A 23,748-nucleotide genomic window follows, 5' to 3' on the forward strand; every position below is an offset into this window, starting at 1 on the left:
CCTCCTAGTTCGGGCCAATGATCGGGAATCCCGTTTTGTACAGCCCATTCGGACTCGGGACGATGGTAGCTGCCCGCGCTTGGACGATACTCCCATCCGGCATAATCACCTGCCCCAACCCGTCCGGAATGCGCACCGACCTGGGCCCGGCTCCTTCGACATGGAGTCCCTTCAAGAACTCCGCAGCGGCGTCATTGTCCAGCCACTGGCCTTGCTGATTCCCGGTGCTACGAGCGCGATCGGTCAGAGCCTTCGTGTTCTTCGCTCCGGCACCATGAGTCTTAAATGTATGACCCCACGTTTTAACGCTGTTGGAGGCCCAGTTCACGCATCCGTTGCTGTTGTGAACCAGGACCGGTGTCTGCCCCGCCAGCACATAGTACGTGTGCAGGTCGGTGACAGTCAGGTTGTACATATCGGCGCTGCCGACTTGGTGCTTGGCGGCGATGACCCGTGCGTGGGTGTTCGTCGCGGTGTTGAGGATGTGGCCGGGTGTGAGCTGCCCGGCGGGGATCCAGGTGTGGAGGGTGTCGTCCCAGAAGGGGTGGCGGGAGGTGGTGTGGAGGGTCGAGGTGCGGCCGTCAGCGCTGCGGACGGTCAGGTCCACGAGATCGTCGTCGTGGTGCACCAAGTGGGCGGTAACGGTTCTCGAACCCTCGCGCTTCCCGGTTCCGGGGTCGGCGGCCGCCACTTCGTCGCCAGGCTGTACCGAACCGATGGGCTTCGTCTTGCCGTCCTTGAGCAGGACGGGGGTGGCGGGCGAGAAGCTGCAGGCGGCTCCTGCCGCGCCCGTGCCCTCGCCGAAGAACTCCCTGGCCGCCATACCCACCGAAGCGGCGACTCCCAGGGACCCGCCGGCGGCGACTTCGGCCTCGCCGGCGGCCGCGTCCAACACCGCAGGTCCGCAGTACTCGATGGTCACCAGGCAGAGACCGATCCCGAGGATGCCGCCGATGACCTTGTCCGCCGTGGGGTGCTCGGATTCCAGCAGCCCGAGCCCGTCAGCCTCCGCGCAGAAGTCACTGGACGGTCCGAGGGACCCGCACTTGGTTGTGGCCCACATGTGGAGCTGATGGTCGGGGCTGTTGCCGACCATGGGGCCTGCTTCGAATTCGGCGTGGGTGGGGACCCTGACCCCCGCGATCGTCCGCGGATAGGCCCGAGCCGTCTTCACCGGGCGGTAGGAAGCCGCGGGGCCGGAGGTCGCGACATACTTGCCGTGGCTCTTCTCGTAGCAGCCCTCCGTGGTGCAACCGGGGCCGTTGTGCTTGTCCGGGGCCCAGACGCTGTCAGGATTGTGGAAGCTGCAGCCGTCGCAGTACAGCCCTGTGGGGTCGCTGTAGGTGACCGGGTTGTTGCCGGCGTAGCTGTAGCCGTTGAGGCTTTGGGGATCGCTGGGGTTCATCAGCGGGTCGACGCTGATGAACCGGCCCGCGGCGGGGTCGTATTCGCGGGCACCGAGGTGGGTGAGGCCGGTTGCCTTGGTGTCGTCGGTGCCGCCGACGAAGCCCTTGGTCCCGGGCCAGGTGCCCGGCTCGGTGCCGCGGGTGCCGCCGAAGGGCAGGGCACGGCGTTGGGTGAGTTTCTGGGTGCCGGCCTCGACGGCGAGTTGGGCGGTGCTGTGGTGGTCGGCGAGAGTGAAGGAGATGCCGCCGTCATCGCTCTTGACCGCTTGGTTTCCGCCACCGAGGTCGCAGTAGCGGGTGGCCTTCGGAGTGGTGGAGCCCGTGGCCAGGGTTATCTGGGTGGCGCCGAGGTAGAGGGTGGTCTCGGTCGATGTGCGGCCGATGAGGCGGCTGCCGTCGGCGTCGTAAAGGTATTCGGTGGTCTTGCCGGTGCCGCCTTCGGCTGGTTCGGTCACCTTGGCCAGGTGGCCCTCCGCGTCCCATGTGAGGGCCTGGGTGGTGCCACTGAGGGTCCGGGCAGTGGTGTTCCCGGTCTCGTCGTAGCCGTAGGAGTCCTTCGCGGTGCCGGTCGGGCCCGTGGTCGTGACAGAGGACAAGGCGTGCGGACGGGCGCTGCCTGCCGCTGGGTAGGTGTAGGTGCTCTTGGTGTCCTTGGAAACGTCGCCGGTGGTGTCGTGGCGTGTTTCCGTGGCCCGGTTGCCGACCGGATCGTAGGTGTAGGAGTGCCAGTACGGGGCCGGGCCGCCGAGCGCGCTGCCGCTGGGCGTGGTGGCGCAGGTGGCGGCGTTCTGGGTCCAGGCTTCGGTCAGGCGGCGCAGGTGGTCGTAGCGGAAGCACTGGTTGTCGGTGCCGGAGCGGGAGACGTCCGAGACGGACAGGACGTTGCCCGCCTCGTCGTAGCGGTAGGTGCTGCTCTGGTCGACACCGGCGGTGTCCTGGCGGTCCACGCGGGAGTTGGCCAGGCGCTGCGTGCCCCACTCGTAGGTCTGGGTGACCTGGACCTGCTTGGCGCCGGCGGCTGTGCCGTACATCGTGTACTGGAACGGCTTGCCGGTCTTGTAGTAGCTGGTCTCGGCCTTGAAGCCGTCCCCCAGCAGGGAGACGGGCCGCAGCGTCTCCGGGTCGTACGTGAACGACTGGCTGCCGCCCGGCAGCGAACCGGCCGCGGAGTAGCTCACTCCTCCGACCAGCCCGGAGGGCAGGTAGGAGGCGCCGGTCTGATAGGTGCCCTTCAGGGCGCCTTCCCGCTCAGGGACGACCACGGCGGTTCTCACCGGCCGGTAGAGGCGATCGTACTGAGTGACCTTGCTGGTGTAGGCGTTGCCGTTGTCGTAGCGGGTGGACTCGGCCAGTTGGCCCTTGGCCCCGCTGACGGTGTCGTAGGTCCATGAGGCGCGCAGGGTGCCGCCGGCCGAGCCTTCACGCAGTTCGGTCTGGCGGCCGAGGTTGTCGTAGCCGTGCCACAGGGTCGGGGATCCGGGCCTGGCGTCCTTGGTGGTGGCCAGCAGGCCGCGGTCGTCGTAGGTGCTGGTGGTGGTGCCCTTGTCAGGGTCGGTGGACTTCAGCTGGTGGCCCAGCAGGTCGTAGGCGTACGACCAGGTGTTGCCCGCCGGATCGGTGAGCCGGAGCAGTTCACCGCGGGGTGTGTAGGCGTACTTGGTGGTGTCGTAGGCCGCCTCCGGGATGCGGGCGCGGAGCTGGCGCAGTTCCGTGGTCCGGCCGCGGGCGTCGGTGAAGGTGGTGGTGGCGGTGGAGCCGACCGGGGGGATCACCGTGGTCCGGTCGCCACCGTAGATCGTCCGTGTGGTGGCCAGTACCGCTCCGCCGTCGCCGTTGCCGGCGATCTGCCGGGCCTCGGTCCGGCGGCCCGTCCCGTCGTAGGTGTAGCGGTTCTGGGTCTCCACGCTCAGCGCGTCTTCGGGTTTGCTCAGGGTCGTGGAGGGTGCTCCGCTGGTGTAATAGGTCGCGTATTCCGACGCCGTCAGGCCGCGTTCGTCGTAGAGGGTGTCAGCCAGCAGTCGTCCGCCGTCAGGCCCGGGATCCTGAGTCTGGCGAGGGCGCAGGAAGCCGTCGTAGAGGGTGTAGGAAGTGCGTTGGGCGGCGTTGTTGCCCAACGTCCTGGTACCCACCGCGACCGGCTGGTTGCCGGTGACGGTGTAGGTGAACTCGTAGGTCGGGGTCTGACTCGTGGGACGGTCGGCCAGCCAGACCTTGGTGGAGCGGCCGAGGGCGTCGTAGGCGAAGTCGGTGGCGTTGTTGTTGGTGTCGGTCTGCTTCAGCGGCAGGCCTCGCAAGGTGCCCAGGCTGGTGGTCGAGGTCTGGGCCGTGGTCGCGCTGCCCGCCTTGGCCGGGGGTGTGGTCACCGCCATGGTCGTGGCGAAACCCGTGGCCGGGGTGTACACGGTCGTGGTAGTGCGGCCGTCGCCCCGCGGGGTGCGGGTGAGCGCGCCGGTGCCGGTGACGCTCACGTCGGCGGTCAGGTCGGTGCTGGTCAGAGCACGGCCGTAAGCGTCGTAGATGGTACCGGATTCCAGGTAGACCGCGGTGGTGCCGCTGTACTGCTTCAGGACCGCACTGGCTGTCGCGTCGCCCTTGGTGGGGGTCGCGTCATAGGCACCGCCGTCGTAGGCGGTACGAACATCGGACATCACGTCCGCTGGGCGGGCGGCACTCGTGTCGCAGGCCTTGGACACCGTCTCCACCCGCGTGGGCAGAGTCAGGATGTTCACGGTGGTGTTCGCGGCGTAAGAAGTACGGGTGCACGTGTCGTCGGTGGCGGTCCCGGTGTCGCCCCGGTCGTCGACCTGGGTGACGCGCCCGGCCACCGTGTCGAACTCGCTGCTGGTCCGGGTGGTGCGCCACTTCGCACCGGCCCCGTCGTCCAGGGAGGTCCATGACGTGGCGGTCTGCGTCCCGGTGAAGTTGGCGGTGACAGTGCCCCAGCTGCGGGTCTTCTGCGCGGTCTGATGGTGCCAGGGCCGGCTGACCGTCTTGGCCAGGACCTTGCCGCCTGGGCCGGCGTAGCTGACGGTCTTGTAGGCGAAGCCGGCCACCGACTCATGGTCGGTGATCGGATCGCCCTCACCGGAGCCCGGGGTGACGTTCACCGCCTTGGTGCCGCCGTCGGTGTCCTTGCGGTCGCCGTCCATGCCCCGCAGGAAGTAGGTGTCCTGCTGCGACTTCATCGCCGACGCGCCGCCCTGCCCTCCGGTCTGTACGCGTACCTGGCCGTAGCCACGCCACTGCGACCAGGTCTTGGACTTCTCCTTGGTCAGGCCGTCGTCATCGTCGTAGTGCCAGGCCGCGCCGTCCAGGTACTGGTAGCTGGTGACCTGGTCCGGCGCACCGCCGGTACGGTCGGTGGCGGTGACGGAGGCGACGACGTACTTGTTGAACCACTGCCGCTCGGGGTCGTCCGAGGTGCTGCCGCCGATGTACTGCGGGAAGCAGCGCGTGGTGTTGGTCTGCGGGGTCGGCAGCGCGTCGAAGGCGCAGGCGGGGGCGGTGTAGTTGACGTCGGTCTGGCCACCGGACTCGTCGGCGACCGTGGACAGGCGGGCCTTGATGAAGGGCGCGTAGCCGTCACCGGTCTTGTCCAGGCGGTTGGCCAGCTGGGTGTAGGCGAAGGTCGTCTGCGGCAGAGTGACCGCGGGACTCGCGGTGTGGCCGGTGCGTTGAACGGAGTCCAGCAGCAGCTGGTAGTCGGTGTCGGCCTTGCCCCAGCGATGGGTCAGCTGCCAGGAGTCGACGTCCTGGTAGGCGGCACCGCTGTACACCTGGGTGGTCACCTGGCTGAGCCTTTTGCGGGTGAAGAACACCGGGGAGAGGCGGCCCTTGTCGCAGTCCTTGCCCGCGTCGCAGTTCAAGTCCCAGGGCGTGTCGTACCAGTGGGCGGCGTCTTTGCCGATGTCCGCGCAAGTGGTCGAGTCATCGGTCAGGCAGCGCTCGGCGCCGGTGAAACTGACCTTCGCCAGCGCCTTCGTGCCGTACACCGACGAGGACTTCAGCCCGTACTCGATGCGGTCGAGGGTACCGCCGCGCACATAGCGGGTGTTGTCCTTGGCCTTCAGATTACGACCGTAGGAATTGGTCTCCTGGTTGTAGTAGTACGCGATGGCGTTGCCGTGCACGTCTACGGCGTAGTCCAGGTTCCACCGCCAGGCCTGCTGGCACCAGGAGTCCTCGAACGCCGCGGCATGGCAGGGTTCCGCGGTGTCATCACCGAACACCGGAACCGTCCAGGTGGAGTTCGTGGCCGGCTTGCCGTCCGTCCACCCCGGCAGCCGGTTGTAGCCGAAGTAGTACTGGGTACCGTCCGGGTCGGTCAGCCGCCAGTACTCGCCGTCGTTGTCACCATTGCCGCGGCCGCTGGAGGACAGCCGGTCGATCTTGGTGCCGTCGTCGTCCTTCAGCTTCCACGAGTCGGTCCCGTCGGGAACCAGCTCGCCGCCCTTGCCGTTGAACGTGATGAACGCGTTGTCATAACCCCAGCACAGGTCACCCGGCTTGGTGCCGTCGGCGTTCTTCACGTCGTCGTCGGCACACGGCTTGTAACGGCGCTCGATGAACCCCGGCCAGAAGTCGAATCCGTCTCCCACCCAGGACGCCTGGTTGTTGGTGTTGCCGGTGCGTCCGTCAAGGGAGCCCGAAGAGTATGACAGTCCGACTTTCGGGGTCAGGCCGCCCGGGACATCCGGCACCGGCATGCCGTACGACCAACCGAAGTCACCGGTATTGAGGTTCGTACTCCACGTTGCCGACGGCGACAGCGACGTCGCCTTGTAGTCACCGCTCGCGCTGCCCGCGTCCGCCACTGCGGCCAGCACCGTGGGAGCGCCGGCGCCCAGAGTCACGTTCTGCGCGGTCAGGGTCTGCTTCTCGGTGTCGTTGACCGCCGGGACCGGCTTGCTGGTGCGGCACCGGGCCTGATCCGGGGTGGTCAGCACACACGCGGGCAACTCCACCAGGCTCAGCCGGGAAGCGTAGCCACCACCGTAAGCGTCCGCGAAGCCGGAGTAATCGAGCTTGGCCCGCAATCGGTGGGGCCGCGACACCTCCGGAACACCCTGGGACCGCAGGGTGAACATCAAGCCGTCGACGCCTGCGTCCTGAGTGGCCTTTCGGCTGAGGACGCGGGCCTCGACCTTGCCCTCGGCGGCGTCCTTGACGAGACCCGGCGGACTCTCCAGCGACAACGGCACTTCCTCGGCACGGACGGCTGAGGACGCGGAGGCCCTGCCACCGGCAGACGGCAGCTCGACCACCGCCGTCGCCTCCTCGGGCCAGGCCGTGTCCGGGAGGGTCTGCGGAGTGCGCGGGCCTTTCATCAGCGTGCGCGGCTTGGTCTTGACCGCCGAGACGGGTACCGGCTTCTCGGACCGAGGAAGGACGGGAAGTCCCTTCCCGGCATCCGCCGCGACGGCGGACTGGGCCGCCCCCTGCAGGAGAGTGCCGACCATGACCGCGGCCGAGGCCAGCGCGACACGCCGCCGCAGCGTTCTGAGCCGCTTGCTCGATCTGCCGTTCATTCCGTCCTTCGTTCGCTGCGAGCCCGGCCGGCCCTTCTGGGGCGACCGGGGCGGAAGTCGAATGCAGAGCTGTGCTGGGAGTGGGGTGTGTGTCCCGCCACCGGAGGTCAGCCGACGCCCGGCACCTCGGTCGGTACGTCGAACCAGCTGGCGGCCAGCTTCCCGACCTGTTCGTCGGTCAGTGCGCCCTGGAAGGTCCACACGTCGTCGACCAGGCCGGGGAAGTACTCGCCCCAGTTCCCGGCGGTCTTGGCGCGACCGACCTGGAGGGACTTGGTCGCCTTGAAGGCGAGGGTGTTCTCGGCCCAGGAGGCCTGGTCCGTGCAGTTCTCGGTCCCGTCCTCAGCGGCACAGGTGATCTGCTGGAGCGTTCCGTTGACATACAGGCGGGCCTGTTTGGTGAAGCCGTCGTAGACGACGGCCAGGTGGTTCCAGTCCCGCGCGTCGGAGAACTCGCTGTTCGCCGCGCGTACGACCGTTGCGTCCGTACCGTCCTTGTCCGGTATCCCCAGTTCCCAGCGGCCAAGGCCCTGCGGGTTCGCGGCATCCGGTACGAAGCGGACGGTGAAGGCGCTCTGGGTGGAGCCTTCGGCGCTGATCAGCGCGACACCGCCCGGTGGCAGGGCGGCAGCCTGTGCCCAGGCGGCGACGGTATAGCTGGCGCTGGTGTCGACCGGTACGGATGTCGTGGCCGCGTAATCACCGGCGCCGTCCAGTTCCAGGCCGCCGGCGCCGATGAAGGCGGTGCCGGACTTCTTCGCGTCGCCGTACAGCGTGAGCGCGCTGCCCCCCGGTACCGCGTTGAGGGCGTTCGTGGGGCTGGTCCCGGTGGTCTCCTCGAACGTCCAGCGGCTGGTGACCAGTGGGCGCTGCTGGAAGATCTGGCGGGCCTCGTCGTCGCCGACCGGCCGGTCGAAGAGCCGTACGTCGTCGATGCTCCCGGGGAAGTAGTCGCCGTACGTGCCCCTCCAGATGGCACGGCCGACCTGTACGGGCCCCTGGGCCTCCCAGGTCCTGGGCGCCGCGGCGCTGCCCTGCAACTGCCCGTTGACGTACAGGCGGATCTGCTGGGCGTCGGCGTCATGGACCGCCATCAGATGGGTCCACTCGCCGGGCCTGGCGGGCTGTGCGGCCCGCACCAGCTGGTCGTGGATGTTGCCCGCCTCGATGTCCTCCAGCGAGGTGCGCAGGCTCCAGGTGTTCACCCCTGCCTCGTAGGAGAGGTAGAACGGGGTGTAGTAGGTGCCGCTCTGGCTGAGCACGGTGCGGTTGCCGCTCGTGCCTCCTTCCGGCAGCTTCGCCCAGGCGGAAACGGTGTACGAATGTGCCGTGTCGAGGACCGGCAGCTCTGTGGCCGCGTAGCCGCTGCGGCCGTCCAGCTTCAGGGCGCCGCCCGCCACGCCCCTGTCGCCCGGGGTGGCGCCGCCGTGCAGGGTCAGCGGCTGCTCGGGCGCCGTTCCGGCTGTCTCCTGTGTGGTCGCCTCCCCGTCCAGCGGGAAGACGGCCCGGGCCGGTCGTCCGGTCGTGAGTTCCTGGCCCTGGTACAGCTGTCCGGCCTCGGCCGAACTGACCGCCCTGTCGAAGACTCGCAGATCGTCAACGGTGCCGGGGAAGAATGCCTTGTGGACGCCGCTGTAGATGCCGGAGCCCAGCTGGATCCCGCGGCGTGCCTCCCAGGCGGTGGAGTACGCGGTGGCTCCGGCCTGCTTGCCGTTCACGTAGAGCCGCAGTTGCTTGGCCTTGCCGTCGTACACCCCCACCAGATGGGCCCACTCACCGGCCCTGGCGTCTCCCGGCGTCGCTGCCATGGCCCGGGCTATGGCAGCGCCGGCCGTGTCGGCGGTGTACTGGTTGAACACCCAGCGGTCGTAGTCCTTGGAGTAGTACAGCTCGAAGCCGGGAGAGTAATTGCCGGGCTGGGCGGCGATGATCGCCGCGCCGGCCGGCATCCGGTCCAGCCGCGCCCAGACCGCGACGGAGAAGCTGTCCGAGGTGTCCACCACGGTCAGGTCGGAGTCGGCGTACCCTGACGTGCCGTCGAAGTGCAGCCCGGTGCCCTTCCGGCCCTCGGCACCGAGAGCGGCACCACCGTGCAGGCGCACGGTCCGGGGGGTGGTGGTGGACGCGCTGGTGGTGGCACCGGCGGCCTCGTCCAGTTGCCACATCGCCCGCTCCGGCTGGCCGGCCTTCACCCGGAACTGATAGGTCCGCACCTCTGAACCGTTACCCGCCTGGTCGAACGCCTGAGCGGTGACGAAGTTCAGTCCGGGCCTGGCCGGCAGCAGGCGCAGGGACTTGGCCGCGCCCGCGGTGGTCGTGATCTGCTGCGCCGGGCTCGGGTCGGTGTTGAACCCGTAGCGGTAGCGGACCACGTCCGCCGATGAGGAGCCGAGGGAGAAAGTGCCGTAGTGGCCGACCCCGTCGTACCAGGGGTCGTCCGGGTCCTCCGGGTTGGAGGCCGGGTACTCGCCCGAGGAGACCGACGGTGCCTTGGGGACGCTGGTGTCGTAGACGAAGTAGCAACCGGTCGGGTCACCCGTGAATGACCACGGCGAGTACTGGGCCCCGTCATAGCTGCGCACGGACCAGTTGATCTGCTTGTTCTGCGGCACACTGGGCGGCAGGCCGATCGAGAAGCTGGACCCGGACTTCTTGAACGAGGTCAGCGCCGGCGTCCACCGGCTGATCGCTCCCTTGCCGTCCCCCGTGTCCCATGACGCCTGGAACTGCACGGCGACGTTGTCGCCGTCCGGGTCGGTGACGTTGTTCGCGTAGATCCTGCCGAGGGTGCGCACCCGCACGGAATCGTCCGGCTTCTTGCAGGTGCCGCCGTACTCCATCGTCAGCTGCGCCATCCTGACCTGCTGCGGCGGCCGGTTGTACTGGACTCGCAGGTACGCCTTGTCGGAGAAGCGCTTCCAGCCGTAGCGGTCCGTCTCGCTGGACGCCCGCAGCCCGAATGTCATCGTCGCGCTCTTCTTGTCCGCGGCCGCCTGGACCGCCGGCTTGACGTTGAACTCGGCGTCCTTGGCCGCACAGCCGCTGAAGCCGTAGGCGAACGACGCCGACGCCAATTCCTTGATCCAGAAACCCGAGGCGTTCTGGCTGTTCCACGTCGTCGACGAGGAGATGTCCTTGGTCTGCCACAATTCCACCGCCCGGGCAGAGCAGGACGCCGACCAGGTGTTGCGGACCACGAACTCCGCCGACAGGATCGACTTGCCCGCGAACGTCGAGGTGGGGACCTGATAGAAGAGGCGCTTGGTGTCATACGGCTGGCAGTAGTCCCAGCCGCAGTAACCCAGACCGGCGTCCGGCTCGCCGTTGAACTTCCACTGGGGAGAGGACGCCCAGTACTTCGACGCCATCGTCCACGTCGACGCCTTCGGCGTATACCACTGCGGGTCGATATAGACGGGGTAGGTGGTATCGGCGCCCTTCAGCACACCGGCGTCCGGAGTCAGCACCAACTCGTCGCGCTCGGCCGTCACCTCCACGCCCACCGGCGCGAGCTTGCCCGACTCGGCCGCGCCCGGCTCACCGCTCGTGTCCGCCGCCGCCGCATGCGCACCGGCCGCGGCGCCACGCGGCCCCGGGGCGGCAGGTGTCGTCTGCTTCCCCGCGCTCGAGTCCCACATCATCGGCCTCGGCGCCTCGAAGACCGTACCCCCGGCACCTTCGTCGACGGCTTCCAGCCCGCCCGCACCGGTCTCGCGCACCTCCAGTCCCGGCGCCGAGAGCTTCAGCCGCAACTCGGCCAGCTCCTCACTCGCCGCAGCGCCGGCCGACTTCACCACCAGCAGCTGGGTGAAGCCGTCCTCCTGCGCGGTCATCCGCAGATCCACGTCCGGCAGCACCGACGGATACGTCGCCACCGGCCCCTCCAGCCGGGGCTCCGGCAGCGGGGTCGGCCACCTCAGGCTCAGCTCACGCCCGGCACGCCGCATCCGCACCAACGGCACCGTTCCGCCGCCCCCGGAGAACTCCACGTCCACCGTCACGGCCTTGGGCGCCACCATTCCCGCGCCGGTCGCCGCCAGACCGGTGTCCACATGCTTCCAGCCGCCCTCAGCACGGACCCAGACCGGACGCAGGTACTCCCGTGCCTCCACGTGCCCCTCCGGCGTGGCGAACACCTCGCGGCTCTCCGCCCGCTGTGCGGAAACCTCCACCGATTTCCCCGTCCGCCTGGCCTCGGCCAGCGCGTCCGCCTCCGACACACCACCGGCGGACGCGGCGACGCCGGCGCTGCGTGCCGTGGCCGCTGCCGCGGTTACGGCCTCACCGCCCAGGGCGGGAACCGCACCCACGGCCAGCGTCACGCTCAGTAGCGCTCCGACAGCTCTGCCCCCGCCCCGCAATCGGGCCCACATTCCCACCACACCCCACCCACAGCACGCTCACAGTTGTCTTCCGCCACTAAGACGGGTGAGCAAAGGAAAGGTCAATGGTCGGGAAGGAGATCGGCCACTCAGGCACGGAAAGCACCTGTGACGATCAACACGTTTACCAAGAATCGCCAAGATAAAGCAAAGTAATGAGCCTTTCCGGTGCGGGATACGCCGCTCGTCCATTCTGTTCGGACGCACTCACCCGCGAGCAAGCGACAGGTCGCACTGAGTAGCGGCGGCCCCCGCGCGGTCAGTCGCTCCCGGCCGGGGTGTCGGCGGCCGGGAGGGTGGTACGGCCCTGGGCGGGGCGTTCGCGCCACAGGCGCAGGCCCACGTCGACCAGGCCCACCCGGGGCAGGTCGGGCACCGCGTCCAGCGGGTGCCAGGCGGCCATGTCGGTCGAGCCGTTCGTCTCGTGGCGCAGGTCGCCGCCGGTGACGCGGCCCTCGTAGACGACGCGCAGGCCGTGGAAGTCGGCGTGGGTGCCGAGCGGGCGCGGGTAGGTGCGCCGGATGGAGTCGAGGCCGAGCAGGGCGACCGGTTCGACGGTGTAGCCGGTCTCCTCGGCCGCCTCGCGCACGACGGTGTCGTAGGGGTCCTCGCCGTGCTCCATGCCGCCGCCGGGCAGGGTCCACCGGCGCGTCCCGTCGCCCGCGACCCAGCGGGCCAGCAGCATCCGTCCGTCCCGCACCACCACGGCGTAGGCCGCCACCCGCAACTCCTCACGCATGGGGAGACGTTACGGCAGCGGCAGGCCGGCCGGTGGGGAATCGGGCGGAGCCGGGGCGCGGGGCGGCGGGGGCGGGGCGGCCGGCCGGGCGGGCCGGGTGGGCGGCCGGGGCGGGGGCCGGGTCCGGTCGTTGCGTACGTCACATCGCCGTATGCGCCGTCCGGAGGCGGGCAGGCACCGGGCAGCACAGCTTGCGGCCCGGGGGCCTCGGCGGGCGAATTTCTGCAGCTCGGCGCGGGTGCGGACCGCAGGACCGCAACCATGCGCCGGCCGGACGCGTCCCCTGCCCCGGGCACGCGGGGCAAAGAACTGGACACGTGGGCCGGGGTCGGCCGCATCATGGAAATGTCGCGGGCCGAGCACGCACGCACGTACAGCACACGCAGAGGGAGACACCGTGAGGGTCGGAATCGTCGGAGCCACCGGTCAGGTCGGCACGGTCATGCGCAGGATCCTCACGGAACGCGACTTCCCGGTCACGGGCCTGCGCCTGTTCGCCTCGGCCCGCTCGGCGGGGACCGTCGTGGACGGCGTCACCGTGGAGGACGCGGCCACGGCCGACTTCACCGGCCTGGACATCGTGCTGTTCTCGGCGGGCGGCGCGACCTCGAAGGCGCTGGCCGAGAAGGTCGCCGCGCAGGGCGCCGTGGTGATCGACAACTCCTCGGCCTGGCGCCGGGACCCGGACGTGCCGCTGGTGGTGTCCGAGGTGAACCCGCACGCGATCACCGACCGCCCCAAGGGCATCATCGCCAACCCGAACTGCACCACCATGGCCGCGATGCCGGTGCTCAAGCCGCTGCACGCGGAGGCGGGCCTGGAAGCCCTGGTCGTCGCCACCTACCAGGCGGTGTCGGGGTCCGGCCTCGCGGGCGTGGCCGAGCTGCACGGCCAGGCGCAGAAGGTCGTCGCCGACGCCGACCGGCTCACCCACGACGGCGCGGCGGTCGACTTCCCCGAGCCGTCCGTCTACAAGCGCCCGATCGCCTTCAACGTGCTGCCCTTGGCGGGCAACCTCGTCGACGACGGCTCGCACGAGACCGACGAGGAGCAGAAGCTGCGCCACGAGTCGCGCAAGATCCTGGAGATCCCGCAGCTGAAGGTCTCCGGCACCTGTGTGCGCGTGCCGGTCTTCTCCGGCCACTCCCTCCAGGTCAACGCCCGCTTCGCGCGTCCGGTCAGCGTGGAGCGCGCCACCGAGCTGCTGGCCGGCGCGCCCGGTGTGGCCCTCTCCGAGATCCCGACCCCGCTCCAGGCGGCCGGCCAGGACCCCTCCTACGTCGGCCGTATCCGCCGCGACGAGACGGTGGACCACGGCCTGGCCCTGTTCATCTCCAACGACAACCTGCGCAAGGGCGCGGCCCTGAACGCGGTGCAGATCGCGGAGCTGGTGGCGGCTGAGCTGAGCGCGTAGGCCCTTTCGGGCACATCACGCCGCACGGGCGGTCACCGCGGGCCGGTGACCGCCCGTTCGCATCGGCCGCGGCGTGGAAGGATGACCGCACCCACCCATCACGAGGAGATGACCGCGTGCCTGGCACAAACCTGACTCGCGAAGAGGCGCAGCAGCGGGCGAAGCTGCTCACCGTTGACTCGTACGAGATCGATCTCGACCTCTCCGGCGCGCAGGAGGGCGGTACCTACCGGTCCGTGACCACGGTGCGCTTCGACGTCGCCGAGGGAGGCGCCGCGTCCTTCATCGACCTGATCGCCCCGGCCGTCCACGAGGTGACCCTCAACGGCGACGCGCTCGACGCGGCGGAAATCTTCCAGGACTCCCGGATCGCCCTGCCCGGCCTGCTCCAGGGCCGCAACATCCTGCGGGTCGTCGCCGACTGCGCGTACACCAACACCGGTGAGGGCCTGCACCGCTTCGTCGACCCGGTCGACGACCAGGCGTACCTGTACACGCAGTTCGAGGTGCCGGACGCCCGCCGGGTGTTCGCCTCCTTCGAGCAGCCGGACCTGAAGGCCACCTTCCAGTTCACCGTGAAGGCGCCCGAGGGCTGGACCGTCGTGTCCAACTCGCCCACGCCCGAGCCCCAGGACAGCGTCTGGGTGTTCGAGCCGACGCCGCGCATCTCGACGTACATCACCGCGCTGATCGTCGGGCCGTACCACTCGGTGCACAGTGTGTACGAGAAGGACGGGCAGTCCGTGCCGCTGGGCATCTACTGCCGGCCCTCGCTCGCCGAGTTCCTCGACGCGGACGCGATCTTCGAGGTCACCCGGCAGGGCTTCGACTGGTTCCAGGAGAAGTTCGACCACACGTACCCGTTCGCCAAGTACGACCAGCTGTTCGTGCCCGAGTTCAACGCGGGCGCGATGGAGAACGCGGGCGCGGTGACCATCCGCGACCAGTACGTCTTCCGGTCCAAGGTGACCGACGCGGCGTACGAGGTGCGGGCGGAGACCATCCTGCACGAGCTGGCCCACATGTGGTTCGGCGACCTGGTCACCATGGAGTGGTGGAACGACCTGTGGCTGAACGAGTCGTTCGCCACCTACACCTCCATCGCCTGCCAGGCGCACGCCCCCGGCTCGCGCTGGCCGCACTCGTGGACCACCTTCGCCAACTCCATGAAGACCTGGGCGTACCGGCAGGACCAGCTGCCCTCCACCCACCCGATCATGGCGGAGATCAACGACCTGGACGACGTCCTCGTCAACTTCGACGGCATCACCTACGCCAAGGGCGCCAGCGTCCTCAAGCAGCTGGTGGCCTACGTCGGCATGGACGAGTTCTTCCGCGGTGTGCAGGCGTACTTCAAGCGGCACGCCTTCGGCAACACCCGCCTGTCCGACCTGCTGGGCGCGCTGGAGGAGACCTCCGGGCGCGACCTGAAGACCTGGTCGAAGAAGTGGCTGGAGACGGCCGGGATCAACGTCCTGCGCCCGGAGATCGAGACGGACGCCGACGGTGTCGTCACCTCCTTCGCCGTCCGCCAGGAGGCTCCCGCGCTCCCGGCGGGCGCGAAGGGCGAGCCCACGCTGCGCCCGCACCGCATCGCGATCGGCCTGTACGACCTGGACGCGGCCGGCGGCAAGCTGGTGCGCGCCGAGGACGGCCGGATCGAGCTGGACGTGGACGGCGAGCTGACCGCCGTACCGCAGCTGGCCGGGCGGCGCCGCCCCGCGGTCGTCCTGCTCAACGACGACGACCTTTCCTACGCCAAGGTCCGCCTGGACGAGCAGTCGCTGGCGTTCGTCACCGAGCACCTGGGCGACTTCGCGTCCTCGCTGCCGCGCGCGCTGTGCTGGGCCTCGGCCTGGGACATGACCCGCGACGGCGAGCTGGCCACCCGCGACTACCTGTCGCTGGTGCTGTCCGGGATCGGCAAGGAGTCCGACATCGGTGTGGTGCAGTCGCTGCACCGCCAGGTGAAGCTGGCCCTCGACCTGTACGCCGACCCGGCCGCCCGCGACGCCCTGCTGACCCGCTGGACCGACGCCACCCTGGCGCACCTGCGGGCCGCCGAGGCGGGCAGCGACCACCAGCTCGCGTGGGCGCGCGCCTTCGCGGCGACCGCCCGTACGCCCGAGCAGCTCGACCTGCTGAACGCGCTCCTGGAGGGTTCGCAGACGGTCGAGGGCCTGGCCGTGGACACCGAGCTGCGGTGGGCGTTCGTGGAGCGGCTGGCGGCGGTGGGCCGGTTCGACGAGGCGGAGATCGCCGGCGAGTACGAGCGGGACCGGACGGCGGCCGGTGAGCGGCACGCGGCCACCGCCCGCGCCGCCCGTCCCACCGAGGAGGCCAAGGCCGAGGCGTGGGCGTCGGTCGTCGACTCGGACAAGCTGCCCAACGCCGTCCAGGAGGCGGTCATCGCGGGCTTCGTCCAGACCGACCAGCGCGAGCTGCTGGCGCCCTACACCGACCGGTACTTCGAGGTGCTCAAGGCCACCTGGGACTCCCGTTCGCACGAGATGGCCCAGCAGATCGCGGTCGGCCTGTACCCGTCGATCCAGGTCGACGAGGAGACGCTGCGCCGCACCGACGCGTGGCTGACCGCCGCCGGGCCGAACGCCGCCCTGCGCCGCCTCGTCTCGGAGTCCCGCGCGGGCGTCGAGCGCTCGCTGAGGGCCCAGACGGCGGACGCGGCGGCCAAGTGACCGGTCGCCGGGGGCTGACTCGGCTCCGGTAGGGCTTCGGTAGGGCTCCGGTACGACAGCAGGGGCGCCCGGTTCATGGCCGGGCGCCCCTGGTGTGTGTGTGGGGGGGCGTGACCTGTGTGTGTGTGGGGGGGGCGTGGTCTGTGGGCGCGGGTGCGGGTGCGCCGGGCGGGGTCAGGTCCGCGTCTGCCGCGGGTCCGTGAGGGCGGTGGCGGCGGTGCGCAGGGCCGTCAGGACCCGCCGGGGCGCGGGCGCGTCCGCCGCGCCCTTGCGCAGGGCCGCCACCACGTGCCGGTGCGGGCGGTCCTCGGTCAGGGCGCGCATCACCACGCCGTCGCGCCGCCCGGCCGCCATCCGCGGCACGAGGGCCACGCCCATGCCCGCCTCCACCATGGCGAGGATCGCCGTCCACCCGGCCGCCGCGTGCCCCTGGTACGGGCTGAACCCGGCCGCCTCGCAGGCGGTGCGCGTGATGTCCGACCAGGGGCCGCTGCCGCCGAAGATCCACGGTTCGGCGGCGAGGTCCGCGAGCCGCACCCGGTCGGCCGCCGCGAGGGGGTGGCCGGGCGGCAGGGCCACGTCGAGCGGGTCGGCGAGCAGCGGCACCCGGGTGAAGCCGGGGTCGGCCGCGCTCGGGGCGTGCGCCGCCAGCGACAGCGCGAGGTCCACCTCGCCGGCGGCGAGCAGCTCGTACGCCTCCCCCGCCTCCGCCTCCCGCACCCGTACGGTCACTCCCGGATGCGTCGCGCGCAGCGCCCGCACCGCCGGGACGACCAGTGCGGGGACCGCGGTCGAGAAGGCGCCGACCCGTACCTCGCCGGCCTCGCCCTGGACGTGGGCCGCCAACTCGGCGTCGGCGCGCTCCAGTTGCTCGAACACCGCCTCCGCGTGCCGGAGCACGAGCCGGGCCGCGTCGGTGAGCCGGACCCGGCGGCCCTGGGGCTCCAGGAGGGGCACGCCCAGTTGCCGGGCGAGATTGGTGAGCTGCTGGGAGACCGCGGAGGGTGTCATGTGCAGGGCCTCGGCGGCCGCGGTGACGGTGCCCCGCTCGCCCAGGGTGCGCAGGACCCTCAGCTTCCTCAGGTCCCACTCGGCCATGCGGGCACGCTACAGGAGCCTGCCCGGCGGGAGGGGAGGGGCGGGCGTTCTCGCGGGCGCTTCGGCGGGGCGGGCGTTCCTGCGGGGGGGGTGCGGGCGGGCGTTCTCGTGGGCGTTCTCGCGGGGTGCGGGCGGGCGTGGGTGTCAGCGGCGGGAGCCCGCGCCCAGGACGACGCCGCCCAGGATCAGGGCCATGGCCAGCATCCCCGGCCATCCGGTGGTCTCGCCGAGCAGGGCCCAGGACAGCAGGGCGACCAGCACGGGCTGGAGGTAGTAGACGACGCCCGCGCGGGCCGCGCCGATCAGGGCGATGGCCTTGTTCCAGGCGAAGAAGGCGACCGCGGAGGAGGCCACGCCCACGTACAGCAGCGGCCCGACCGTGCCGGGCGTCGGCCGGAAGCCGCCCTGGAGGGCGAGGCTCGCGGCCTCGGCGGGCAGCAGCAGGACGGCGCCGACGAGGAAGGACGTGAACAGGAAGGCGGTGCCGTCCAGTTCGGCGGGGCGGCGGCGGAGCAGGGCGCTGTAGCCCGCGAAGCAGCAGGCGGCGGCGATCATCCACAGGCCGCCGGACGAGAAGCCCGCGCCGCCCCGGGTGCCGAGGGTCAGCAGCAGCACGCCCGCGCACGCCGTCAGCAGTCCCGCGGTGCGCCGCGCGCCGAGCCGCGCCCCGCCCAGCCGTTCGAACACCGCCATCAGGACCGGCGAGGCGGCCATGATCATGCCCATGGTGGCGGCCGGGGTGGTCAGCCCGGCCTGGTTGACGAGGGTGTTGTAGACGGCCACGCCGAGCAGCGAGGCCGGCAGGACGAAGCGGGCGTGCCGGCGGATCAGGTGCCGCTGCCGCCAGGCCCGCCGGGCGCCGAACGGGGCGACGGCCACCAGTGCGATCACCCAGCGCCAGAAGGCGTGCTGCACAGGCGGGACGCTGTCGTGCAGCGCCCGGGAGGTGACGAAGCTGCCGGACCAGACGACCGTGGCGAGCGCGGCGAGGGCGAGGCCGAGCACGGGGGCGGCGGCCTTGCGGGCGGGGGCCGGGGCGGGGGTGGACGGTCCGGGGGCGGACGGTCCGGGGGCGGACGGTTCGGGGGCGGTCGGGGTGGAGTCGGTTGATGGGGAGGCGGTCGGGGTGGAGGCGGTCGGTGTGGTGGTCCTGTTGAGGACGGCGGCCACGGAGGTCCCTTCGATGGTCGGGCGGGCGGATCGGACGGCTCGGACGGATCAGACGGATCGGTCCGCATCCACCGTCGCCGCACGCCACCCGTCACGTCCATCGAATCTTTTCGACGATTTCGTTCAGGAAAACTGAAACGTCCGGGGCTCCCGAGGCCGCGGGTCAGCCCACGTGGGCGGCGAGGGCGGCCGCCACGGCGGCGGGGTCGGCCTCGTCCGCCGCCCAGGCCGCGTACCCGTCGGGGCGCACCAGCAGCGTCGTGCGCCGGCCGCTCGCCCAGCGCGCGGTGGCCAGCCGCGGGGCCCGGCCGGGACCGGCCTCGTACGGCTGAGGCGTCACCAGGACGAACCGGCCGCCGCGCAGCGCCTCGTAGAGCCGGCCGCCGCCGGCGAGGGCGAGGTCCGGGACGCGGGTGCCGACCAGGCGGTGGGAGCCGCGGGGAGCGGCGTACCGGTAGCCGATGCCGGTGATCTGGCCGGTCGCCGCGCGGCGGGCGGGGGCGAGGGTGGTCACGGCGCCGGCGAGCGCGGCGCGCAGGGCCCGGGACCAGGGACGCCCGGCCATCGCGAGGCGCACCAGGCCGCCGCTGCTGCGCAGCACGGACCGGCCGACCGGGTGGCGTTCGGCCTGGTAGGTGTCGAGCAGCGCCCGCGGCGCGTGGCCGGTGACGACCTGGGCGAGCTTCCAGCCGAGGTTCGCCGCGTCCTGGAGGCCGGTGTTCATGCCCTGGCCGCCGGCCGGGGAGTGCACATGGGCGGCGTCACCGGCGAGGAGCACCCGGCCGACGCGGTAGGCGGGCGCCTGCCGTTCGTCGCTGTGGAAGCGGGACAGCCAGCGGGCGTCGTACATGCCGAAGTCGCGGCCGAGGGCGAGCCGGGTGATCTCCCGGACCTCGTCGAGGCCGACGGGCGTGTCGTCGGGCACGTCGTGGCCGCGGTGCCAGCAGATGACCCGGTGGTAGCCGTCGCCGAAGGGTGCGAGGAAGGCGAAGGCGTCCCCGACGGCGTTGACGGTCAGCAGGGTCTCGGGGGGCTCGGCCAGCCGTACGTCCGCGAGCACCACGGAACGGATCACCGAGCGCCCCGGGAACGGCAGCCCCACCGCCTCGCGCACCGCGCTGCGCATCCCGTCCGCACCGACCACGTACGCCGCCCGCAGCGCCTCGGCCGGCGCGCCGCCGTCCCCGCGGACCTGCACCGTCACCCCGTCCGCGTCCTGGGTCAGCCCGGTCACCTCGGTCTCGAAGCGGAAGTCCACCCCGGCCTCGGCCGCGCGCCGCTCCAGTGCCTTCTCCACCTCGTACTGCGGCAGCACGAGGACGTGCGCGAAGCGGGAGGGCAGCGCGGTGAGGTCCAGCTCCAGCCGGCCGAACAGCCGCAGCCGGTCCAGCGGGCGGCCCACCGCCTCCAGTTCGTCGGCGAGGCCGCGGGCGTCGAGCTGCTCCAGGCTGCGGGCGTGCAGGGCGAACGCGCGGGAGAGGTTGCTGATCCGGTGCGGGCGCTTCTCGACGAGGGTGACGGGGACACCGGCGGTGGCGAGGTCACCGGCCAGCAGGAGGCCGGTGGGGCCGGCGCCGACGACGATCACGGGAGCGGGAGCCGGGGTGGGGGCGGGAGTGGAGGTGGGAGCGGGGGTGGTCATGAGGCCTCCTCGAAGCCTGCTCCGGCGGCCAGCGGTTGTTGGCCGACAGCCGTTGGCCAACATCTGTGGGCCAACGTCCGTTGACCAACGTAGACCTGCGGCCCTGGACCGTCAACACTTGTTGGCCTACGCTTGTTGGCATGTCGTCCGCCCCGCCGCCCCCGCCACCACAGCCGACCCCGACTCCGGCCGCTCCCCCGCCGGCGTCCCCTCCCCCGCCCGCGCCCTCCGGCCGCCGCTCGGACGCGACCCGGGCCGCGATCCTCGCCGCCGCGCGGGAGCGTTTCGCGGCCGACGGGTACGAGCGGGCCACCATCCGCGCGATCGCCAAGGACGCGCGGATCGACCCGTCGATGGTGATGCGGTACTACGGCACCAAGGAGGGCCTGTTCGCGGCGGCCGTCACCCTGGACCTGCGCCTGCCCGACCTGACCGCGCTCCCCCGCGAGGAGACCGGCCGAGCGCTGGTCACGCACTTCCTGCGGCTGTGGGAGGACAACGAGGAGCTGACGGCCATCCTGCGGGTCGGTCTGACCAACGACGCCGGGGCGGAGCGGCTGCACTCGGTGTTCCGGGACCAGTTGCTGCCGGTCGCCCGGCTGGTGTGCCCCGACCCCGAGCAGGTCCCGGCCCGGGCCGTGCTGTGCGCCTCGCAACTGCTGGGGCTCGCCCTCACCCGGTACGTACTGCGGCTGCCGGCCGCCGTCGCCCTGCACCACGAGGAGGTCCTGGCCTGGCTGGTGCCCACCGTGCAGCGGTACCTGACCGCGCCCAGCCCCTGACCGGGACCGGCGGACGACGGGGCGGCGGGGCGGCGGGGCGGCGGGGCGGCGGGGCGGCGGCCGGTGTGTCGGGTTTGCCCGGCCGGAAGGGCGTGGGATGTGATCAGGGTCACGTACTTCGTTCTGGTGCGTCTGCGAACGCGCGCACTGGGTAGGGCTGCGGTAATCCACTGGATGCCGTACTCACAAGGAGGCCCCCGTGGCCGCACCGGCACATCTGCTCCTCTCGGCCCTGGCCGACACCGCCCTGCCCAAACCCTTGGCGGAAACGGCCGCCGATTCCGGGCCGTCCGCCATCCCCCGCCCCTACGACTCCCGCCCGGACGCCTCCCTCCTCGACGACCCGCACCTGGACTTCTTCACGGCCGAGGGCACGCACACCGAGGCCCCGCTCACCAGCGAGCCCCCGCTGCCCGACGCGGAGCCGCTGACCAGCGAGCCGCCGCTGGCCGAGGCGGCGCCCCTGACCAGTGAGTCCGCCGCCGACTTCGCCGACCCCGACCCCTGCTGCGCGGAGTCGTAGATGGCGGCGCCACGGCAGGCCGAACCGCCCGATGAGGAACTGGCCCGGCTCGCCGGGCTGCACGGCGTCGCCACCTCCTACAGCCCCTCGCCGGGCCGTATCGTGGCCGCCTCCGCCGTCGCGGTGGTCGCCGCCCTGGCCGCCCTCGACGTGGACGCGAGCACCCCCGGCGCCACCCGCGCCGCGCTCACCGCCCGCGAACGCGCACTGCGGGACCTTCTGCTCCCGCCCACGGTCGTCTGCTGGTACGGCGAAGGCACCCCCGCCCCGCTCGCCCTGCTGCCGCCCGGCACCCGGCTGCACGTGGAGCCGGAACAGCCGGAACAGCAAGCGCAAGGGGAAGAAGGGGAACAGGAGGGAGACGGGCGGCAGGCGGAGAGCCTGCGGGACGTCACCCCCGACACCGTGGACCGCCTCCCCCCGGGCGTCCACCGGCTGACCGCCGCCGCCCCCGACGGGCGTACCGCCCGGGCCCATCTGATCGTCGCCCCGTCCCGGCTGCCCACGCCGCCCGGCCGCTCCTACGGGCTGCTCGTGCAGCTCTACTCGCTCCTGTCCCGGCGTTCCTGGGGCATGGGCGACCTCGGGGACCTCGCCGAGCTGACCGGCTGGGCCGGGCGTGCGCTCGGCGCCGGGTTCGTGCAGGTCAACCCGTTGCACGCGGCGGTGCCCGGCGCGCCCACCGACCCCTCTCCCTACCGGCCCTCCTCGCGCCGCTTCCCCGACCCCGTCCATCTGCGGGTGGAGGACATCCCCGAGTACCCGTACATCGCCGATGGCGCGGACGGCACGGACGGCACGGACGGCACGGACGGCACGGACGGCACGGACCGCGCGCTCGTCGCGGACCTGCTGGAGCGCGCCGGACGGCTGCGCGCCGACGTGCTCGGCGCGGCCGCGCTGATCGACCGGGACGCGGTGTGGGAACTGAAGCGGCGGGCGCTGGAAGCGGTGTGCCGGGTCCCGCTCGGCCCCGGCCGGCGCGCCGCCCACGCGGCCTTCCTCGCCCGCGAGGGCCGGGCCCTGGAGGACCACGCCACGTGGTACGCGCTGGCCGAGGTGCACGGCGCCGACTGGAGCCGGTGGCCCGCACAGCTGCGCGACCCGCGCTCGCCCGGCACCGCCCGGGCCCGCGCCGAGCTGGCCGACCGGGTCGCGTTCCACCGCCGGCTGGCCTGGCTCACCGACGAGCAGCTCACCGCCGCCCAGCGGACCGCGCGCGAGGCGGGCATGCCCATCGGGGTGGTGCACGATCTCGCGGTCGGCGTGCATCCCGGCGGCGCCGACGCCTGGGCCCAGCAGGACCACTTCGCGGCCGGGATGTCGGTCGGCGCGCCGCCGGACGCGTTCAACGCGCGCGGCCAGGACTGGGGGCTGCCCCCGTGGCGCCCGGACCGGCTGGCCGCCTCCGGGTACGCGCCCTTCCGCCGGCTGCTGCGCGCGCTGTTCGGGTACGCCGGCGCGCTGCGCATCGACCACGTCATGGGCCTGTTCCGGCTCTGGTGGGTGCCGCAGGGCCGGCCGCCCACGGAGGGCACGTACGTGCGCTACGACGCCGAGGCCATGCTCGCGGTCCTGGTCCTGGAGGCGTCCCGGGCGGGGTCGGTGGTGATCGGCGAGGATCTCGGCACCGTCGAGCCCGGGGTGCGCGAGGCGCTGGACCGGCGCGGGGTGCTCGGCACCTCGGTGCTGTGGTTCGAGCGGGACTGGGCAGGCGACGGCCGCCCGCTGCCGCCCGAGCGCTGGCGCGCCGACTGCCTGGCCACCGCCACCACCCACGACCTGCCGTCCACCGCGGCCCGGCTCACCGGCGAGCACGTCGAGCTGCGCCACCGCCTCGGCCTGCTCACCCGCCCCCTGGAGGAGGAGCGCGCCGACGCCGCGCGGGACGCGGCCGAGTGGCTGGCCGTGCTGCGGGAACGGGGCCTGCTGCGGGAGGCGGCCCACGCGGGGACCGGCCCGGAAGGCGGTCCGGAAAGCGGTCCGGAAGACGGTCCGGAAACCGGCTCGACAGGCGGCTCGGAAACCGGCCAGGAAACCGGTGCCGAAGCCGCCATCGAGGCCGGTGTCCAGGCCGTGCACCGCTTCCTGCTGCGCACCCCCGCCCGCATGGTCGGCCTCTGGCTGCCCGACACGGTGGGCGACCGCCGCCCGCAGAACCTCCCGGGCACCTGGGACCAGTACCCGAACTGGCGGCTCCCGGTCGCCGACGCCGCCGGCCGCCCGCTGAGCCTGGAGGAACTGGCGGCCTCGCCCCGGCTGCGCGCGCTGACGGACGTACTGCGGGCGGGGACGGCGCCCGGCGGGGCGGCGGACGCGTCGGCCGGGGCGGAGGGCTGAGCGCCGGGGCGCGCGGGCGGGCGCGGTG

Annotated in this window: 11 protein-coding genes; 5 read left to right on the forward strand and 6 right to left on the reverse strand. The window is 71.9% G+C overall.

Annotated features, from left to right (window positions below; all coding sequences use genetic code 11):
* Positions 1 to 4: 4 nt before the first annotated feature.
* The 3 genes from ABZ858_RS18325 to ABZ858_RS18335 form a co-directional block, all read right to left on the reverse strand.
* On the reverse strand, positions 5 to 6,934 hold the full coding sequence (locus ABZ858_RS18325) for an RHS repeat-associated core domain-containing protein (RefSeq protein ID WP_361378937.1): 6,930 nt from the start codon (positions 6,932 to 6,934) through the stop codon (positions 5 to 7).
* A gap of 107 nt (positions 6,935 to 7,041) precedes the next feature.
* On the reverse strand, positions 7,042 to 11,106 hold the full coding sequence (locus ABZ858_RS18330; RefSeq protein ID WP_361378940.1) for a LamG-like jellyroll fold domain-containing protein: 4,065 nt from the start codon (positions 11,104 to 11,106) through the stop codon (positions 7,042 to 7,044).
* A 469-nt stretch (positions 11,107 to 11,575) separates the two neighbouring features.
* Positions 11,576 to 12,055, reverse strand: a complete 480-nt coding sequence (locus ABZ858_RS18335) for an NUDIX hydrolase (RefSeq protein WP_361378943.1) — start codon at positions 12,053 to 12,055, stop codon at positions 11,576 to 11,578.
* Between the two features lie 397 nt (positions 12,056 to 12,452).
* Here ABZ858_RS18335 and ABZ858_RS18340 point away from each other — a divergent pair, with 397 nt between their 5' ends.
* Positions 12,453 to 13,469 (forward strand): aspartate-semialdehyde dehydrogenase, encoded by a 1,017-nt coding sequence (locus ABZ858_RS18340; protein WP_361378946.1) that lies wholly within the window; start codon positions 12,453 to 12,455, stop codon positions 13,467 to 13,469.
* Between the two features lie 116 nt (positions 13,470 to 13,585).
* Positions 13,586 to 16,165, forward strand: a complete 2,580-nt coding sequence (gene pepN / locus ABZ858_RS18345) for an aminopeptidase N (protein WP_361378949.1) — start codon at positions 13,586 to 13,588, stop codon at positions 16,163 to 16,165.
* A gap of 174 nt (positions 16,166 to 16,339) precedes the next feature.
* On the opposite strand, the gene ABZ858_RS18350 is transcribed toward pepN, so the two are convergent.
* The 3 genes from ABZ858_RS18350 to ABZ858_RS18360 all read right to left on the reverse strand — a co-directional run bounded on the left by ABZ858_RS18350 (position 16,340) and on the right by ABZ858_RS18360 (position 20,075).
* The gene (locus ABZ858_RS18350; RefSeq protein WP_361378952.1) at positions 16,340 to 17,263 is read right to left on the reverse strand and encodes a LysR family transcriptional regulator; all 924 of its coding nucleotides are present in this window, start codon (positions 17,261 to 17,263) and stop codon (positions 16,340 to 16,342) included.
* A 144-nt stretch (positions 17,264 to 17,407) separates the two neighbouring features.
* Entirely contained in the window at positions 17,408 to 18,268 is an 861-nt protein-coding gene (locus ABZ858_RS18355; RefSeq protein WP_361379532.1) for a DMT family transporter, read from the reverse strand.
* 328 nt (positions 18,269 to 18,596) lie between these two features.
* Entirely contained in the window at positions 18,597 to 20,075 is a 1,479-nt protein-coding gene (locus ABZ858_RS18360) for an FAD-dependent monooxygenase (protein WP_361378956.1), read from the reverse strand.
* A gap of 140 nt (positions 20,076 to 20,215) precedes the next feature.
* Here ABZ858_RS18360 and ABZ858_RS18365 point away from each other — a divergent pair, with 140 nt between their 5' ends.
* The 3 genes from ABZ858_RS18365 (at position 20,216) to malQ (ending at position 23,720) form a co-directional block, all read left to right on the forward strand.
* On the forward strand, positions 20,216 to 20,857 hold the full coding sequence (locus ABZ858_RS18365) for a TetR family transcriptional regulator (RefSeq protein WP_361378959.1): 642 nt from the start codon (positions 20,216 to 20,218) through the stop codon (positions 20,855 to 20,857).
* A gap of 199 nt (positions 20,858 to 21,056) precedes the next feature.
* Positions 21,057 to 21,380, forward strand: coding sequence for a hypothetical protein (locus ABZ858_RS18370; protein WP_361379575.1), 324 nt, complete (start codon positions 21,057 to 21,059; stop codon positions 21,378 to 21,380).
* Positions 21,381 to 23,720: a 4-alpha-glucanotransferase gene (gene malQ, locus ABZ858_RS18375; protein ID WP_361378962.1), complete on the forward strand. Its 2,340-nt coding sequence runs from the start codon at positions 21,381 to 21,383 to the stop codon at positions 23,718 to 23,720. It begins immediately after the preceding gene.
* The last annotated feature ends 28 nt before the right edge of the window (positions 23,721 to 23,748 follow it).

The sequence above is a fragment of the Streptomyces sp. NPDC047017 genome, assembly GCF_040644175.1.
Classification (GTDB): domain Bacteria; phylum Actinomycetota; class Actinomycetes; order Streptomycetales; family Streptomycetaceae; genus Streptomyces.